Consider the following 15,764-nt stretch of genomic DNA (forward strand, 5'->3'; position numbering starts at 1 on the left):
TATATAAATAAAAACACTCACAAGGTTCATACATTGCCTCTGTGAGTGTTTTTTATAAGCTTTATGTCTTCTGGTCATCTTATCTTTAAGATGCAGAACTGACCTTATTTCTACCATTTCGTTTCGAGTAGTATAACGCATCATCCGCCGCTTGAATAAATTGCTCTGATGAACCTTCATACTCTGAAACCCCTACCGAAACCGTAATTTTTATTTTTGTTCCATCTAACAATTGAAATGAGTGACTTTCAACAGCTATACGAATTTGCTCGCCCATACGAATTCCGTAAGCTAATCCCTTATTCGGTATCAAAAGCGCAAACTCCTCTCCACCCTTTCGAAAAGCCAAATCTGGAAATTGTGAAGTTTCTCGTAAAATACATCCTACTTGTTTTAACACTTCGTCCCCTGCAGGATGCCCGTACGTATCATTTACGTACTTAAAGTGGTCAATATCTATAAGTAGTAAACAAAGCGAATCATTTTTCATGTTCTTATTACTAATATGACGATTCATCTCTAAATCAAACTGTCTTACGTTTCCTAGACCTGTCAATGCGTCTACCGTTGCGTATTGCTTCATCGTTTGGAATAACTCATTGGATTGTAAAACGTAATTTGCACTTATGAACGTTATGTAGCCTGTAATAATACTAGAAATTAAATATAATCCTACTATGTTAATATCTTTAATTAACCATATATATAGTGAGGGGATTAGAATAGATAAAATATATGTATGTAACCATGCCCACTTTTCTCCTAGAGAGAGATTTAGACGCGAAATAAAGATACTACCTACTCCTATCGCAATAATTGTATAAAAAGCTACTTGAGAAGCTAATGAATAATCCATAAATAATAACCTAGTTACTAAAATCATACTAACAGCTATAGTACTCGCTATCGGGCCTCCAATTATAACAGCTAAAATAACAGCTAAGTAGCGCAAATCCAATAGGATGGTACCAACATGAACACCGAAATACATTAGTAATATACCTAATATTCCAGTAAGAATACCTACTACACATTTCTGCCAAAGAGAAAACTCTTCTTTTAACGGCCTATCTCTTAAAAGCTGACCTCCAACAAAAATAAAGGAAAGAATAATTGTTGTATTTACAAATAAGTCCCTTAACATAAAATAATCTCCCTACTTTTCCATCTATCCCCTTCCTCACTTTATTGTATACGAAATCCCTATAATTCCCAAAGTTTTTTGTTTATTTTTTGCTGTTCCACGTGAAACAGCAAAAAAATAAAAAGGGCGAAAACTCGCCCTTTTTCATTAACAACAGCGTGATATTTTTCCACCCTTTGCATTAAATCTTGCTTCTTGTGCCTCAGCAAAAAATTGCTTTTGACATACAACCTCTTCTTCAGGATGATGCTTTTTCATATGCTCCACATATACTTCATAACTTGGTACCCCAACGAGCAAACTAATAAAGCGTTTTCTTTCCCCCCATACTTTCCGTAGTCGTTTAAGCATAATAGTTCCTCGACTCACTTTCATCTCTAGAAATATATGGTGCCTCTTTTAGCGGCATCGGCTTATTTCTTAATACTTGAATCCAAATTCGAATTGCAGAAATTAATACAGCGATTACAACTATCATAAAAATCCCGCAAAGCGCTGCATCAATATAATCATTGAAAATAATTTGCTTCATTTGAGCAACATTTTTAGCTGGTGCTAACACTTTCCCCTCATCTAATGCTCCCTGGAACACCTTTGCATGAGATAGAAATCCTATTTTAGGGTTTTCATGAAATAGCTTTTGATAACCCGCCGTCATCGTTACAATAAGCAATCCAACAGTTGGAATAAGTGTCACCCAAACATATGCCTTTTTCCCCATTTTGAACAAAATTGTCGTTCCAAGTAATAATGCAATACCTGCTAACATTTGATTTGCAATACCGAAAAGTGGCCATAATGTATTAATTCCACCAAGCGGGTCTACTACCCCTTGGTACAAAAAATAACCCCATCCTAATACACATAACGTTGTAGCTATCACATTCGCTAATGTAGAATCTGTTTTCGCAAACGGCTTATATACATGCCCTAAAATATCTTGAATCATAAATCGTCCTACACGCGTTCCTGCGTCAATCGTTGTTAAAATAAATAGGGCTTCAAAGAGAATAGCAAAATGATACCAGAATGCCATCATCGCCGTTCCACCTATTACTTGTGAGAAAATATATGCCATACCTATCGCTAACGTTGGTGCGCCACCTGTACGTGATAAAATTGTTTGCTCTCCAACATTTACAGCAAGTTCTTTTAGTTCATTTGGTGTAATAGCAAATCCCCATGAAGAAATAACTTGAGCTGCCTGCGATACATCCGTACCAATAAGTGCTGCCGGACTATTAATCGCAAAATAAGTTCCTGGTGTTAATACACAAGCTGCAATCATTGCCATCGCAGCTACAAACGACTCCATTAACATTGCTCCGTAACCAATTGGCTGTGCATGTCCCTCTTGTTCAATCATTTTTGGCGTCGTACCTGATGAAACAAGAGCATGGAATCCAGAGACTGCACCACAGGCAATCGTAATAAATAAGAATGGGAATAAATTACCGGAGAAAACAGGACCTGTTCCATCAATAAATTGCGAAACTGCTGGCATTTGTAAATCAGGTGCTACAATTAAAATACCTATCGCCAATCCAACAATTGTTCCAACTTTTAAAAATGTACTTAAATAATCACGTGGTGCTAATAACATCCAAACTGGTAATGCAGATGCAATAAATCCATATACAATAAGCATAATAGCAATTGTTTCACCACTAAATGTGAACATACTTGCAAGTGTTGGATTTTCTGCTACATACTGTCCTCCAATAAGAGATAAAATAAGTAGGATAATACCAATTACTGACCCTTCTCCAACACGACCAGGCCTAATATAGCGCATGTAAACTCCCATTAAAATAGCGATAGGAATAGTTGCTGCTATCGTAAACATTCCCCAAGGACTTCCAATCAGTGCCTTTACTACGACTAACGCTAATACTGCTAATAAAATAATCATAATTCCTAAAATACCTATCATTGCAATTAGTCCTGTAACAGGCCCAATCTCATCCTTAATCATTTCTCCTAACGATTTACCATTACGTCTCATCGAAGCAAATAAAATGACAAAATCTTGGACAGCCCCCGCAACAACTACCCCAACAATAATCCAAATGGTCCCTGGTAAATATCCCATTTGTGCTGCTAAAATCGGTCCTACTAAAGGTCCCGCCCCAGCAATCGCTGCAAAGTGATGTCCAAACAATACCCACTTATTTGTTGGAACATAGTCTTTCCCATCATTTAATGTATGGGCTGGTGTTTGCCGATTATCATCTAAATTAAAAACCTTTCTCGCTATAAATCTACTATAAAAGCGATAAGCAACTGCATATACACATACAGCAGCTACTAAGAGCCATACAGCATTAATGGTTTCACCTTGTGATAAAGCTATCACCCCAAAAGCACCTGCTCCTACCGCTGTAATAACGCCCCAAAGTAAGATCGATTTCAATGTCTTCACATACAATTCCCCCAATACTATTTCTTAGTGGAGATTGTACTAAATTTTCTGAATATTTAACTTGAATCCTCCCTATCATGAAGGATTTTCAGTTTATCATGTTAAAATACTCTCATTACCTACTATAATTCAATGTTATTTCGAAGGCGTTTTACATAATTACGACTGACTGGAATCGGTTGCTCATCATACCTATCTAAATACAAATTATACGTGCCATTATAATAAGGTTTCAGTTCTTTTACATATGACATATTAATTAAATAGCTTTTATGCACACGTAAAAAATCATATGCATTTAGCTTATTTTCTAATTCCTGAAGTGTATATGTTGAAATATACTGATTATTCGTTGTGTAAATTGAAACAGTTTTATTTTCTTTATTTTTACTTACATATACGATATCTTCTGGAAGAATATATCGTATACCCTCTTGGCTTTCTATCGGTAGTTTCCGCAAATAACTCTTTGCTTTCTCACCTTGTTCTTTACCTATTTTATATAAAAGAAATTGTAAATCTTCTTCACGAAATGGTCGTAATAAATAATAAAATGCTTGGAAACGAAAAGCTGTAATGGATTCTTCTATGTTTTCACCTACAAAAATAAATTTTGTATAGCAATTTATTTCTCGTAATAAACTTGCATATTCAAAACCAGTACCATCTAGTAATTTGGAACTTAAAAAAACAAAGTCTGGTATATGTTTTTTCATCATAAATAAAGATTCTGTTCCTGTCTTTGCTTCAAAACATTCTACATTTCTCATATTTTCAGTGAAATTTTCAGCTAACTTTCTTCTCTCTTCTGCCTCTTCCATGATCAGTAAAATTTTCATTTCTTCAACCACCTAATTCTTTGTCCATATGTCCTGCTGTATACATTCGCTTTTATAAGAAATAATCCCTTTTTCTTACTATACCATTATTTATCTAAAAAAACAGAAAAAAGGAAACCACTTCGGTTTCCTCTCCCCCTTTATCCTACATTAACTGCCTAGAAAGAGCTGAGTAGTGTAGGATAATAAACGGTCAGGGCTACGTTTAAAATTTCACTTTATACTAATTCTCGTTGCTTCGTTTCCTGTCCAAGTATTACTACAGCGAATACACCAATTAAAATTGATCCGCAGAAAATCGTAAATATTAGTGATAGTGAAGCTTCTGAGGCAACTAAATACCCCACTAATAGTGGCCCTAGAATACCACCAATACGCCCAAATGCTGCTGCCATTCCTGCACCAGTACCACGAATAACCGTCGGATACTGTTCAGGTGTATAGGCGTATAATGCTCCCCAAGCACCTAAGTTAAAGAAGGATAGTAACATACCTGCCACAATTAATACTGTTAATGAATCCGCAACCCCAAACAAATAGGCACTGCAAGCTGTCCCGATTAAATACGTAGCCAACACAAATTTACGACCGAGACGTTCAATAAACCAAGCAGCGGTGAAATATCCTGGAAGTTGAGCTAATGTCATAATAAGTACGTATTGGAAACTTTTTATTAAACTAAATCCTTTTAGCACCATTACACTCGGTAACCAAAGGAACATTCCATAATAAGAAAAGACAACACAAAACCATAGAATCCATAGCATAATTGTTGCTTTACGATATTCCCCAGACCAAACTGATTTTATATTTTCAATAACAGATGGTCTTTTTTCAACTTTTTGAAACCTTGGGGAATCCGGTAAATTCCACCTTAAATATAAAGCATATAGTGCTGGAACTGCACTCAATACCATCGCAACTTCCCAACCATATTTCGGAATAACAAAATACGAGATAAGGGCTGCAATTAGCCATCCACCTGCCCAAAAACTTTCTAATAACACAACAATTTTCCCACGCTCATGTGCTTCAACACTCTCTGATACTAGTGTAGAGGCAACCGGAAGCTCTCCGCCAAGCCCCATACCAATTACAAAGCGTAAAACGAGAAACATCGCGAGTGTCGTCGTTAACGCAGTTAAACCACTACCGATAGAAAATAATAATAATGTAATAATAAAGACTGATTTTCGCCCTATTTTATCTGATAGTATCCCAAAAATAAGCGCTCCTACTGCCATACCGATTGAGTTAATACTACCTATCCAGCCCATTTCCTGGCTCGTTAATCCCCAATCCTTTTGCAAGGCTACCATTACAAATGAAAGCATTCCAACATCCATTGCATCAAATAGCCATCCAAGCCCAGCTATACCAAGTAGTTTGCGCTTCGAAATTTCTTTTACCTTGCCCACTAGAAGTCCTCCTCACACAGGTGTCTTTACACATCATTTTACATGTGTGAATTGTATAAGTAAAATACTTTTGTGTAAAAAATTTCTCCTTCATCATTCCCAAAAAGTAAAACGTCTATCCCGATTGGTGAGGGCTAATAATCAGTAGGAATGCCTCACTGATTAAAGTTTCAATTTATTAAAAATGAACAAATAAAAAAAGCAGCGATATTTCGCTACTTTTTCGAACGCATTACTTCTTTTAAAAATTCCGCTAATACTAACTGACGACGCCAGCGTGTTGGATTACTGCATAATCTATAAAACCACTCTAAATGAATCGCTTGAATCCATTTTGGTGCACGTTTTACTTCTCCAGCCCATACGTCTAAACTTCCACCCACTCCAACAGCCATTTTCGTTTCTAAACGATGCTTATTGTTTTGGATAAAGTTCTCTTGTCTCGGGAAACCGAGTGCAACAAGTAATAAATCTGGTTTTGCTTCTTGAATGCGAGAAATAATATTCTCTTCGTCTTCTTGTTTAAAATAACCATCTTGTGTACCGGCGATGGATACAGCTGAATATGTCTTTGTTAAATGATCTGCTGCAGCTTGTACAACATGTGGCTTTGCACCTAATAAGAAAACAGATACTGGTTTACTATCTTCTGATAACTTCGCAAGTAAATTACACATTAAATCAAAACCTGCTACACGCTCTTTTAAAGGTGTACCAAGCATACCACTTGCCTTTACAACCCCAATACCATCAGGTGTAATTAAATCTGTATTCAATAATGTTTGATAGAACTTTTCATCCTTTTTTGCGCACATAACAATTTCAGGATTTGCTGTTACTACCTGAAACGTATGAGTTCGTTCCGCTTCTAGTTGTTCTTTTAAATATTGGACCGTTTCATCCATTGTCATTGTAGAAAAAGGAACGCCTAGAATATCAACTGTTTGTACTGCCATAGTTAACTATCCTCTCTATCATTACAAGTTTTTCGCTATTAATTGCTTATATGTTTCTTTTGTATCTTCATATAGTTTTTGAAGTGAGAAGTTCATAGTAGCATGCTCATAAATATGTTTACCCATTGCTGCTAATTCTCCCGTTTTCCACTTATCATACGCTTCTTCTAAAGCTAATGCTAATGTCTTTCCATCACCTGTTGGCACAATCCATCCGTAAGTTTCATCTACGATTAATGGCTCAATTTCTCCAGCCCTAGTCACAATTGATGGTACACGTTGGTTTGCCGCTTCTAATAAAACTAGTGGGAACCCTTCACTATGGGAAGTTAATAAATTTGCATGTGACGACGCAAATAATTGTTTTACATCTTGACGATGTCCTAAAAACTCTACTTTATCGTTAATCCCTTTTTCAGTAGCTAATGACTTTAGATTTTCTTCTAATGGGCCATCGCCAACTAATAATACTTTAATTTTCTCTAATTTTGTTTGTTGTAACGCATCGAATAAAACTTCATGTCCTTTGACGGGATGTAATCGTGCTACTTGGATTGCCGTAAATACATCTTCATCAATATTGAACATTTCTTTTTTATTATAGCCTTCTGCTTTTTCCTCATCGTATTCAATTCCATTATAAATAACATGCATCTTTTCATTTGAAATCCCTAATGCTGCCAGGCTTTTTTTCAATCTATTTGTTACAACGAAAAATAAGTCTATATTTTTTAAGGCTTTCAAATTTAATTTCGTAAAAATCCAACCTTTTAAGCCTTGTTTAGTAAAGTCTTGAAATGGATCACTATGAATAGTCGTTACCCATTTTGCCTTTATTTTCTTTTTCATTAAAGAAACATAGAAATTAGCCCTAGGACCATGCGTATGAACTACATCAAATTTTTCTTTATTAATAAATTCACTTATATTCTTTAAAATGGATAAATCATAGCGCGATTTTTGTGAAAACACATGGACTTTTATCCCTAATTCCCTTGCTTCCTTCGCAACAATTCCATCTTCAAATACTGCTAATTCTACTTCACCAGTTGGAAACTGATCGAGAAGTGAAATAATATGTGTTTTCCCTCCCCCATCTTCTGCTCCTGCATTCATATGCAATATTCTCATGTTTTTTCCTCCTTTAAATCCTCGCTACGTTTCCAGCTATTTTTATTTTACTGTACTAAAAAATAAAAGCTAACAAAAGTTAGCTTTTATTTTTATCATTCAATTTCTAGGTCTACTATTAGATAAGCTAGCACCACTACAAAGTAAATCCCAACTCCTGGTGCTGTTAAAATATGTCCTGCAATATAAGCAATACCTAATGCTAACAATAAGCTTGCTGCGATCATTCCATATTTTATATTAAATATCTCTTTAAACCTTGTAATAAATGCTAGCAGGATTCTTAAGCCGTAATAAACAAATGGAATCATTAGTAATACAAAACCAATAATTCCAAAATCATAAAACCAATCGTGGAAGTCCATTTCGATTAGCTTTGGATCTGGCTGCTTTTGTTCATTATATTTAAAGTTACCTGCATAGCCCATTCCTAGTAATTTTTGTGTCATTGGCGCTTCTTTAAAGAACTGCTTATGTCTTTCTTCATATACTTGACGTCCGCTGAAAATAAGATTTTCTTGATTTTCTTTCTTTTGCTCTTTCTCAAGCTCTTTCTTAACTTCCTCTTCTATCTTCGCCTTTTCTTCTGGCTTTTCAACTTTATGATGATTTTCTTCTTTTGCTTTAAGTTCTTGCTCTTTTTTCAGCTTCTCTTTAATTTCTTGTTCTTTTTGACCTTGTTGTGCCACATTTTGCTCTGTTAAATAATTATTGTGAATACCCATATTTTGCGCTAATGGTGTTTGTTTAAATGTTCCAACTACACCAGCTAATAGGACAATAGCAATTACTGCATTAAGCGCAAGAGATTTTTTGTTCGGATTTTTTCTATCAAATAATAATTGTAGGAAAATAATCCCGATTGCTGCCGCTAACGTAGCACCAATTGAGCCCATCCCTACTTTTGTACCAACTTGAATTAGCGAATAAATCATTAAAAGTGATGGAATCCAATATAAAACGTGCTTCACGCTCTTTGTTTTTTGAATAGAATATAGTACCACAATAGGGAAAATAATAGCTAAGATTGAACCTAGTTCATTCCCTGCATAGAACCAACCTCGAGAACCAACCTTCATCCATTCATAACTACCAAAATCAGTAGATGTTGAAATAGAAATAACCATAATTGCGTTAATGATTAATGTAGAATATACAATACTATTTCGAACCTTATCACTAATATTAACTGTCTTTTTCAATGATTTTAAAGCTAAAATGTATGATCCCAGCATGATATATATATATAATGCTTTCGCAACGAATTTAACTTCTTCACCAAGTACAATAGGATTTTTAACTAGTTTGTTATTAATAAATCCTATTCCTAAAACTCCGGCTAATAATATAAGATAAATTAAAAACTTTCTATTTTCCTTCTCTTTTGCCTGAATTAAAATGTAAATACCACCAACAGCCATAATAAGGAATCTTACTAAAATTCCAACGGTAGCATTTGATTTTAATAAAGTGATGCTAAGAGACGTTAATAAATCTAAAACAGGCTGTAAAATAATAAAAAAGAGCAAAAAATGCTCAAATCTAACCCTAGCTTGATTTGCTAACATTCCAAGACCTCCATACAAAATCTTAACATTATCTTTTAATCATAATTTTTTATCGTTCAAACACACCTAGCAATTATAACATAACTCATATTCAAATCGAGAACTATTTTTCCAGCTAAAACTAGCCCGGATAAGTATTAATCAGTAATAGAAATTACCGTCCTTTAGCTATACTCCCCCATTTTTACAAAAGCTATCTAACAACCATCCCCTTATTTTTGGCAGTATATACATATTTTTTTATCATTTTATGCAAATATAATCAGCGTACCTACCACTGTAACATTTTACCAACTATAAAACATCAAAAAATGTAAAATTGATCTTTTCATATCTTTTTCAAATTACTTTATGGCTAATTTCCAAACATTTTCAAACGCTTTCTTTATGTATTTTATCCGTTTTTCTACATGTAGCGAAAAGTAATTGTTATTTCCAATACTTTAGTGTATATTTTTTCTCTGGAACATCTTTAAGAGGAAGGGATTAAGGCCATGTTATTAATCGATATATTTACGTTTCTTGGCATTATCGCCGCTGCCATTTCTGGTACATTAGTTGGTTTAAAAAAAGATTTAGATTTATTTGGTGTCCTTTGTTTAGCTGTAGCTACTGCGCTCGGCGGCGGTATTATTCGTGATATCATGATTGGTAACCTGCCCCCTGTCGCATTTGTAAAACCCATTTACTTTTTCGTAAGTGTATTATCAGCATTATTTACTTGTATGTTTTTTGAGCGCATCAATAAGCTTCAAGTCGTTATTATGCTTTCTGATGCTGTTGGCTTAGGCGTTTTTACAGCTATTGGTGCAAATGCGGCAATGTCACATCATGTTGACGCCTCATTTCTAGTTGTTTCAATGGGAGTCATTACAGGTATTGGAGGCGGTATTTTGCGTGACATTTGTGCTCAAGATATCCCTTACGTATTCCGAAAAGAGATTTACGCAATCGCTTCTATCTTAGGAGCAATTAGCTTCCTAATCACATACGCTATGGGGGCGCATGTATTAGCTTTCTATGTTTGTTTATTAGTAACATTCGTTATTCGTGTCGTCACTGTAATATATAATGTGCATTTCCCTGTTTTCTTTAAAACACATGCTAAAATTAATAAAGGCCATTAAGAGAATTCTATCTAGAATTCTCTTAATTTATATACTATTCTACGAACTAATATAGAGTAATTATATATAAGCATATATAATTACTCTATATTAGTTTTAAAATTGAAAACGTTTTATACACAGGGGGAAGAATGATGCTTGGGGTTTTCAAAAAAAATATTAATAAAACAAACGCCAGTATAATCGAATTAAGTAAGGACCAACAAATAACTTTTAATGTACCTACTAATTCTGAACTGAAAATTCAAATGGATATGCTACACATTTCAAAAGAAGATTTACAAGTTGTAAAAGTACTACAGCCTTTTATTTATGCAGAAATTGATTGGATTACTGAAAAATTCTATGCCAACATTACAAAACAACCTAATTTAATTACTATTATTGAACGTTACAGCTCTATTTCAAAACTAAAGCAAACTTTAAAAACACATATTAAAGAATTATTCAGCGGCAATATGCATGAAGATTTTATTGAACAGCGTGTTAGGATTGCCAAAAGACATGTACAAATTGGCTTACATCGAAAATGGTATACTGCTGCTTATCAAGAATTATTCCGCTCTATCATGAAGATTTTGCAAACAAAAATAACAACAATCGATGATTTTTCCTATTCTATAAATGTCATAAATAAATTATTCACTCTTGAACAAGAACTTGTTCTTGCAGCTTATGAATCTGAATATGAAAGAATGCAAAAAGAGCATGAGAAAGAAAAAGAACTAACTGCTATGACAATTACGCATATCGCAACAGAACTAGCTGCTGTATCTGAAAAGACAAGCTCTTCTATTCAAAAACTAACCGCTAAGTCTGAAACTATTGTAGAGATCGCTAAAACAGGTACATCATTAGCTACAACATCTGAAGAAAAAGCGAATAAAGGGAAAGAACAATTAAACCAGCAAAACAAACGAATGGGATCTATTCAAATGAATATGGAAACGATTATTACAGATACTCATGAACTTCTCGATATTTCTAATAAAATTAACGAAATCATAGATATCGTTAAATCGATCGCGGAGCAAACAAATTTACTCGCACTAAATGCTGCTATCGAGTCTGCACGTGCTGGAGAATTTGGGAAGGGGTTTTCTGTTGTTGCTGGTGAAATCCGAAAATTATCAGAGCAAACGAAAGAATCTATATTTAACGTTACAAAGCTCGTCGAAAAAACAAATGAACAAATTACCCGTGTCTCGTCTTCCGTGAAACAAATTAGCTCTCTCGTATCGGAAGGAACGGATAGTATGTCGGCAACAGATCGATATTTCCAAGAAATTGTAAAAGATATGTCTAACTCAAAAGAACAGAATAAGAAAATTGAACATGAGCTACAAGCTATTTCACAAGTAATGAAAGGAATTCAAGATGATTCCTCACAAATGGCTCTAACAGCCGATAGTTTGCAACTAGAACTAAATCGATAAGATAAAGTGAAACTTTAATCAGTGGGGGTTTTGTTCATCCCCACTGATTATTAGCCCTCACCAATCAGGCTTTTACGGGCAGCAGGGCCCCCACCTAACTTCTTTGCTTTCGCTGAATTTTGAGGTGGGGGTCTTACTGTCCGGAAAATAGCGGGATAAAATTCAGGTCAGGCATACTTTTCATCTGCACTGACTACTAAATTTCATCTTCCATCAAAAAAAGAATCCAGAATGGATTCTTTTTATTTTCTGAAAAATATTTTTTGACAATACACATAACTCATATAAACACCAAAGCTCTGCAAAATAAACAATGCCGGCATAATTACATTGTAATATGCCATATCTACTTGGAAGAGCCTTAACAATACGGAGCCACTAATTAAAAATAAGAACAACATATATCCCTCATTTTGTTGTTTCTTAATAAGGAAGTGTAATAGGGCTATAGTCATAAACAATGTTACGGCTATATATATCAGTTTTTCACATTTGAAAAGAATAGAATTTATCCCCTCATCTGAAAACTGATTTATCATCGGTTCTAAAAGTTTAAATCTTTCTCCCTCAATCTCTTTTAACTTTTGATCAATATGCTCTGTTACACTTTGATTTTCCGATATTTTTTCCTCATGTTGCGTTTTTCCAATTAAGACAGATTGAACATACGCCTCATTCGTAATCGTATATTGTGACAGTCCCATTGCCTTAATTCCATAATTCACAACAAAATGAGCACTATAAAATAGAATAAGTATCCCTATCATCTTTAGTAACACTTTTTGTTTCGTTGTTGATTGAAACAATTCAATTAATAATACATATACAGTGATAAAAATAGGAAGAAATAATCCCATTGGGAAAATCATATTACTAACTGCAAATAAAATCGCTGAAAACACCCACATATAAGGATGATCTAATCCTTTATATAAAAGTATGTAACAAGCAAAATAAAATAAAAATATTGCAAGTGACTCAGGAGTTAATACGGAACTCATGAATATATTTGGAATATACAGGGCATAAAATATAGAAGCAATACGACCGCATTCTTCTCCAAAAACCATTGCCGCAATACGATAAATAAAAAATGCGGTTCCTGCGCAAAATAACACATTAAATAGTTGTAAAGCGAATAATGTATCACCAAATATACGAATAATTACTGACTCATATATAATAAAAGGCAAATGAGTTACAGTCCCTATATTATTACCAATTGCAATCTGCTTTGCAGACTCATACATCACTTTCATATCACCAATTATTGAAGCATCTACAAATAACAGCATACTAAGCCTCACAACTATAGATACACTTATAAGAAAAATAAGAAATTGTTTATCTGTAAAACGATATTGTAGAATTGATGCCACTAACAAAATGAGTATGACGAAAATTGCCAATATGATTGTTACACTTGTTGTACTTCCCCCAAAAAATTGCTTACTTGTCTCAAATGCTGCCCAACAACTATAAACAAAAAATGCGAGCATCGCACCGATCGTAATTTTATTGAAGAAAGATGAAAAATTTGTTTGTATATGATTCATATGTCCATTGCACCTCTATTTCCATTCATAACAAAACGATTCTATCATGAATGGGTACACGGCTGATAGGGAAATTCTATGACAAATACATAGTCATTACTTTTTACTTGCAATGTAAGCGAATCCTCTTTTACACTACATTTTAGATAAAATAAATTTTCTTTCAGTTACATGAATACAAATAGAGAAGTTTAAATAATCCTCTTTTGGAATACACTTTACTTCATTAAATATCTAATATGAGTAATCCGCTTACACATATTATTCTGATTGAAAACAGACTATAGGGGCTGAATATATGGAAAAGAAATTCATGCGAGAATCTAAAGCAATTAAGACAACACGTGTTTTTCCTAACGATTTAAATAATCACCAAACACTTTTTGGAGGGAAATTATTAGCAGAAATTGATAGTATTGCTTCAATTGCGGCTGCAAGACATAGTCGTAAACATTGCGTAACAGCATCTATTGATTCAGTTGATTTTTTAACTCCAATTCACCAAGCTGATTCGGTTTGTTATGAAGCATTTGTATGTTATACAGGGAAATCTTCAATGGAAGTTTTCGTAAAAGTAATCGCAGAAAATTTATTAGCAGGCGAGCGTAGAATTGCTGCTACTTGCTTCATTACATTTGTGGCAATAAAAGATGGAAAACCTTCGTCCGTACCACAAGTACTCCCTGAAACTCAGGAAGAACATTGGTTACACACAACCGGTTCAGAACGCGCGGAAAGCCGAAAAAAGGGACGTTTAAAAAGTAAAGAGATGGCTGAAGTTTTAACTTTAAGTAAGCCATGGAATATATAATATGATACCTCACTTCATACATGCACAGGTTTATTTCATCCTTGCATGTATTTTTTATTGTAAAAAATTCCAGCTCTTATCTTTTATTTACTGTTTGTCTCCTAAAATAACCCACCAGTTTTTCCTTTATTTTGCTATACTATTAATGGTATATTAGATAAGGTTCGTTTAAAAATAACTATAATATAATTAAGTATATAAGGGATGGTGCGATAATGTCTATTGAGGTACCAATTTCAATACCAAAAACGTTAATTATTATTCCTGCGTATAACGAGGAAGAAGCAATTGCGGATACATTAACAAGATTATTAAAACTAAAACAGCATTTTACAGAATTAAGCATTTGCGTTATTAATGATGGATCACATGATAAAACAGCTCAAATCGTAAATGATTTTCCTGTTCACCTTGTGAACTTACCATATAATCTAGGTATTGGCTCAGCTGTACAAACTGGTTATAAATACGCATATGAGAATGGATATGATATTGCAATTCAGTTCGATGCTGATGGGCAACATAATCCTGATGACTTGTACAAAATTATAAAACCTATTGCTGAAGACCAATGCGATATGGTGCTAGGTTCACGTTTTACAGAGAAAACAGCCTATAAAGGTAGTATTTCCAGAAGAGTTGGTATTTTTTATTTTACTGCTCTACTGAAAGTACTAACAAAACAAACCTTTATGGATCCAACTTCTGGGTATCGTGCTATCAATCGAGAAGTAATTAAGATTTTTGCACATAATTATCCAAAAGATTATCCAGAACCAGAAGTCCTTATTCATTTAAAAAAGAAAAAATTACGCATTAATGAAATATCGGTAAATATGCAAGAGCGCCAAGGGGGACAATCTTCTATTACACCTCTTAAATCTGCATATTACATGATTAAAGTAAGTCTTGCTATATTGATGCAAAAAATTGTGAAAGGTTGATAATAAATGCCTATAATTACCTTTTCATTTATCTTCATTCTATTATTATTTTTATTAATTATTAATTCCATTCGTCGTGGAGCTTTAGAAACTAAATATGCCATTTTATGGATTTTCGTTTGTGTTTCAATGGCAATTTTAAGTTCTACTGAAAAAATTATAAATTGGATTGGACAACTATTACACGTAGAATATCCTCCATCTGTTTTATTTTTATTTGGACTATTATTCTGTTTCATCTTAATTTTTGACTTAACAAGAAAAATTTCTAAATTACATCATCAACTTGTAACATTAACGCAAGATTATGCGTTATTAAAGCAAAAATTAAACGTAACGCAAACTGAAACTGATAACGAATAGTTCCCTATTTAAATATGAATATATACGAAAAAACATCTTAATTTTCCAA

14 protein-coding genes and 1 pseudogene are annotated in these 15,764 nt (G+C 33.9%); 6 read left to right on the forward strand and 9 right to left on the reverse strand.

Features of this window, described 5'->3' with window-relative positions; all coding sequences use genetic code 11:
- Positions 1-85: 85 nt before the first annotated feature.
- The 8 genes from MHI26_RS27825 to MHI26_RS27860 all read right to left on the reverse strand — a co-directional run bounded on the left by MHI26_RS27825 (position 86) and on the right by MHI26_RS27860 (position 9,478).
- Positions 86-1,144 (reverse strand): GGDEF domain-containing protein, encoded by a 1,059-nt coding sequence (locus MHI26_RS27825; protein WP_000942922.1) that lies wholly within the window; start codon positions 1,142-1,144, stop codon positions 86-88.
- Positions 1,145-1,291: 147 nt separating this feature from the next.
- A complete protein-coding gene (locus tag MHI26_RS27830) occupies positions 1,292-1,495 on the reverse strand; it encodes a YbdD/YjiX family protein (protein WP_000919819.1) in 204 nt (67 codons plus the stop codon).
- Positions 1,488-3,566, reverse strand: coding sequence for a carbon starvation protein CstA (gene cstA / locus MHI26_RS27835; protein ID WP_000854307.1), 2,079 nt, complete (start codon positions 3,564-3,566; stop codon positions 1,488-1,490). Before cstA ends, MHI26_RS27830 begins: the two co-directional genes overlap by 8 nt.
- Positions 3,567-3,688: 122 nt before the next feature.
- On the reverse strand, positions 3,689-4,405 hold the full coding sequence (locus MHI26_RS27840) for a LytR/AlgR family response regulator transcription factor (protein ID WP_000698260.1): 717 nt from the start codon (positions 4,403-4,405) through the stop codon (positions 3,689-3,691).
- Between the two features lie 218 nt (positions 4,406-4,623).
- Positions 4,624-5,823, reverse strand: coding sequence for an MFS transporter (locus MHI26_RS27845; RefSeq protein ID WP_061667930.1), 1,200 nt, complete (start codon positions 5,821-5,823; stop codon positions 4,624-4,626).
- A gap of 215 nt (positions 5,824-6,038) precedes the next feature.
- A complete protein-coding gene (locus MHI26_RS27850) occupies positions 6,039-6,779 on the reverse strand; it encodes a WecB/TagA/CpsF family glycosyltransferase (protein WP_000290751.1) in 741 nt (246 codons plus the stop codon).
- A gap of 21 nt (positions 6,780-6,800) precedes the next feature.
- Complete coding sequence (locus MHI26_RS27855; protein WP_061667931.1) at positions 6,801-7,910, reverse strand: glycosyltransferase family 4 protein; 1,110 nt, start codon at positions 7,908-7,910, stop codon at positions 6,801-6,803.
- Between the two features lie 95 nt (positions 7,911-8,005).
- Complete coding sequence (locus MHI26_RS27860; protein ID WP_000880754.1) at positions 8,006-9,478, reverse strand: O-antigen ligase family protein; 1,473 nt, start codon at positions 9,476-9,478, stop codon at positions 8,006-8,008.
- Between the two features lie 494 nt (positions 9,479-9,972).
- Between MHI26_RS27860 and MHI26_RS27865 the strand changes: the two genes are divergently transcribed.
- The 3 genes and pseudogenes from MHI26_RS27865 (at position 9,973) to MHI26_RS31650 (ending at position 12,041) form a co-directional block, all read left to right on the forward strand.
- Positions 9,973-10,605, forward strand: coding sequence for a trimeric intracellular cation channel family protein (locus MHI26_RS27865; RefSeq protein WP_000924377.1), 633 nt, complete (start codon positions 9,973-9,975; stop codon positions 10,603-10,605).
- A gap of 134 nt (positions 10,606-10,739) precedes the next feature.
- Positions 10,740-11,285 (forward strand): annotated as a pseudogene (locus MHI26_RS31645) (protoglobin family protein); the annotation flags it as partial.
- Between the two features lie 54 nt (positions 11,286-11,339).
- Positions 11,340-12,041, forward strand: a complete 702-nt coding sequence (locus MHI26_RS31650) for a methyl-accepting chemotaxis protein (RefSeq protein ID WP_390227533.1) — start codon at positions 11,340-11,342, stop codon at positions 12,039-12,041.
- Positions 12,042-12,283: 242 nt separating this feature from the next.
- On the opposite strand, the gene MHI26_RS27875 is transcribed toward MHI26_RS31650, so the two are convergent.
- Positions 12,284-13,597 (reverse strand): ArnT family glycosyltransferase, encoded by a 1,314-nt coding sequence (locus tag MHI26_RS27875; RefSeq protein WP_061667933.1) that lies wholly within the window; start codon positions 13,595-13,597, stop codon positions 12,284-12,286.
- Positions 13,598-13,895: 298 nt separating this feature from the next.
- On the opposite strand from MHI26_RS27875, the gene MHI26_RS27880 reads away from it, so the two are divergent.
- The 3 genes from MHI26_RS27880 to MHI26_RS27890 all read left to right on the forward strand — a co-directional run bounded on the left by MHI26_RS27880 (position 13,896) and on the right by MHI26_RS27890 (position 15,715).
- Positions 13,896-14,408: an acyl-CoA thioesterase gene (locus tag MHI26_RS27880; RefSeq protein ID WP_000412128.1), complete on the forward strand. Its 513-nt coding sequence runs from the start codon at positions 13,896-13,898 to the stop codon at positions 14,406-14,408.
- Between the two features lie 215 nt (positions 14,409-14,623).
- Positions 14,624-15,352, forward strand: a complete 729-nt coding sequence (locus MHI26_RS27885; protein WP_000021478.1) for a glycosyltransferase family 2 protein — start codon at positions 14,624-14,626, stop codon at positions 15,350-15,352.
- 6 nt (positions 15,353-15,358) lie between these two features.
- Positions 15,359-15,715 (forward strand): DUF2304 domain-containing protein, encoded by a 357-nt coding sequence (locus tag MHI26_RS27890; protein ID WP_001121770.1) that lies wholly within the window; start codon positions 15,359-15,361, stop codon positions 15,713-15,715.
- Positions 15,716-15,764 lie beyond the last annotated feature (49 nt).

Origin of the sequence: Bacillus sp. FSL K6-1218 (assembly GCF_038006445.1) — a bacterium.
Classification (GTDB): Bacteria; Bacillota; Bacilli; order Bacillales; family Bacillaceae_G; genus Bacillus_A; species Bacillus_A thuringiensis_S.

Bases quoted from the DNA above. Each gene is read 5' to 3' on its own strand.
- MHI26_RS27825 (WP_000942922.1), bottom strand. From the start codon at position 1,144: ATGTTAAGGGACTTATTTGTAAATACAACAATTATTCTTTCCTTTATT.
- MHI26_RS27830 (WP_000919819.1), bottom strand. From the start codon at position 1,495: ATGCTTAAACGACTACGGAAAGTATGGGGGGAAAGAAAACGCTTTATT.
- MHI26_RS27840 (WP_000698260.1), bottom strand. From the start codon at position 4,405: ATGAAAATTTTACTGATCATGGAAGAGGCAGAAGAGAGAAGAAAGTTA.
- MHI26_RS27850 (WP_000290751.1), bottom strand. From the start codon at position 6,779: ATGGCAGTACAAACAGTTGATATTCTAGGCGTTCCTTTTTCTACAATG.
- MHI26_RS27855 (WP_061667931.1), bottom strand. From the start codon at position 7,910: ATGAGAATATTGCATATGAATGCAGGAGCAGAAGATGGGGGAGGGAAA.
- MHI26_RS27860 (WP_000880754.1), bottom strand. From the start codon at position 9,478: ATGTTAGCAAATCAAGCTAGGGTTAGATTTGAGCATTTTTTGCTCTTT.
- MHI26_RS27865 (WP_000924377.1), top strand. From the start codon at position 9,973: ATGTTATTAATCGATATATTTACGTTTCTTGGCATTATCGCCGCTGCC.
- MHI26_RS31650 (WP_390227533.1), top strand. From the start codon at position 11,340: ATGACAATTACGCATATCGCAACAGAACTAGCTGCTGTATCTGAAAAG.
- MHI26_RS27875 (WP_061667933.1), bottom strand. From the start codon at position 13,597: ATGAATCATATACAAACAAATTTTTCATCTTTCTTCAATAAAATTACG.
- MHI26_RS27880 (WP_000412128.1), top strand. From the start codon at position 13,896: ATGGAAAAGAAATTCATGCGAGAATCTAAAGCAATTAAGACAACACGT.
- MHI26_RS27885 (WP_000021478.1), top strand. From the start codon at position 14,624: ATGTCTATTGAGGTACCAATTTCAATACCAAAAACGTTAATTATTATT.
- MHI26_RS27890 (WP_001121770.1), top strand. From the start codon at position 15,359: ATGCCTATAATTACCTTTTCATTTATCTTCATTCTATTATTATTTTTA.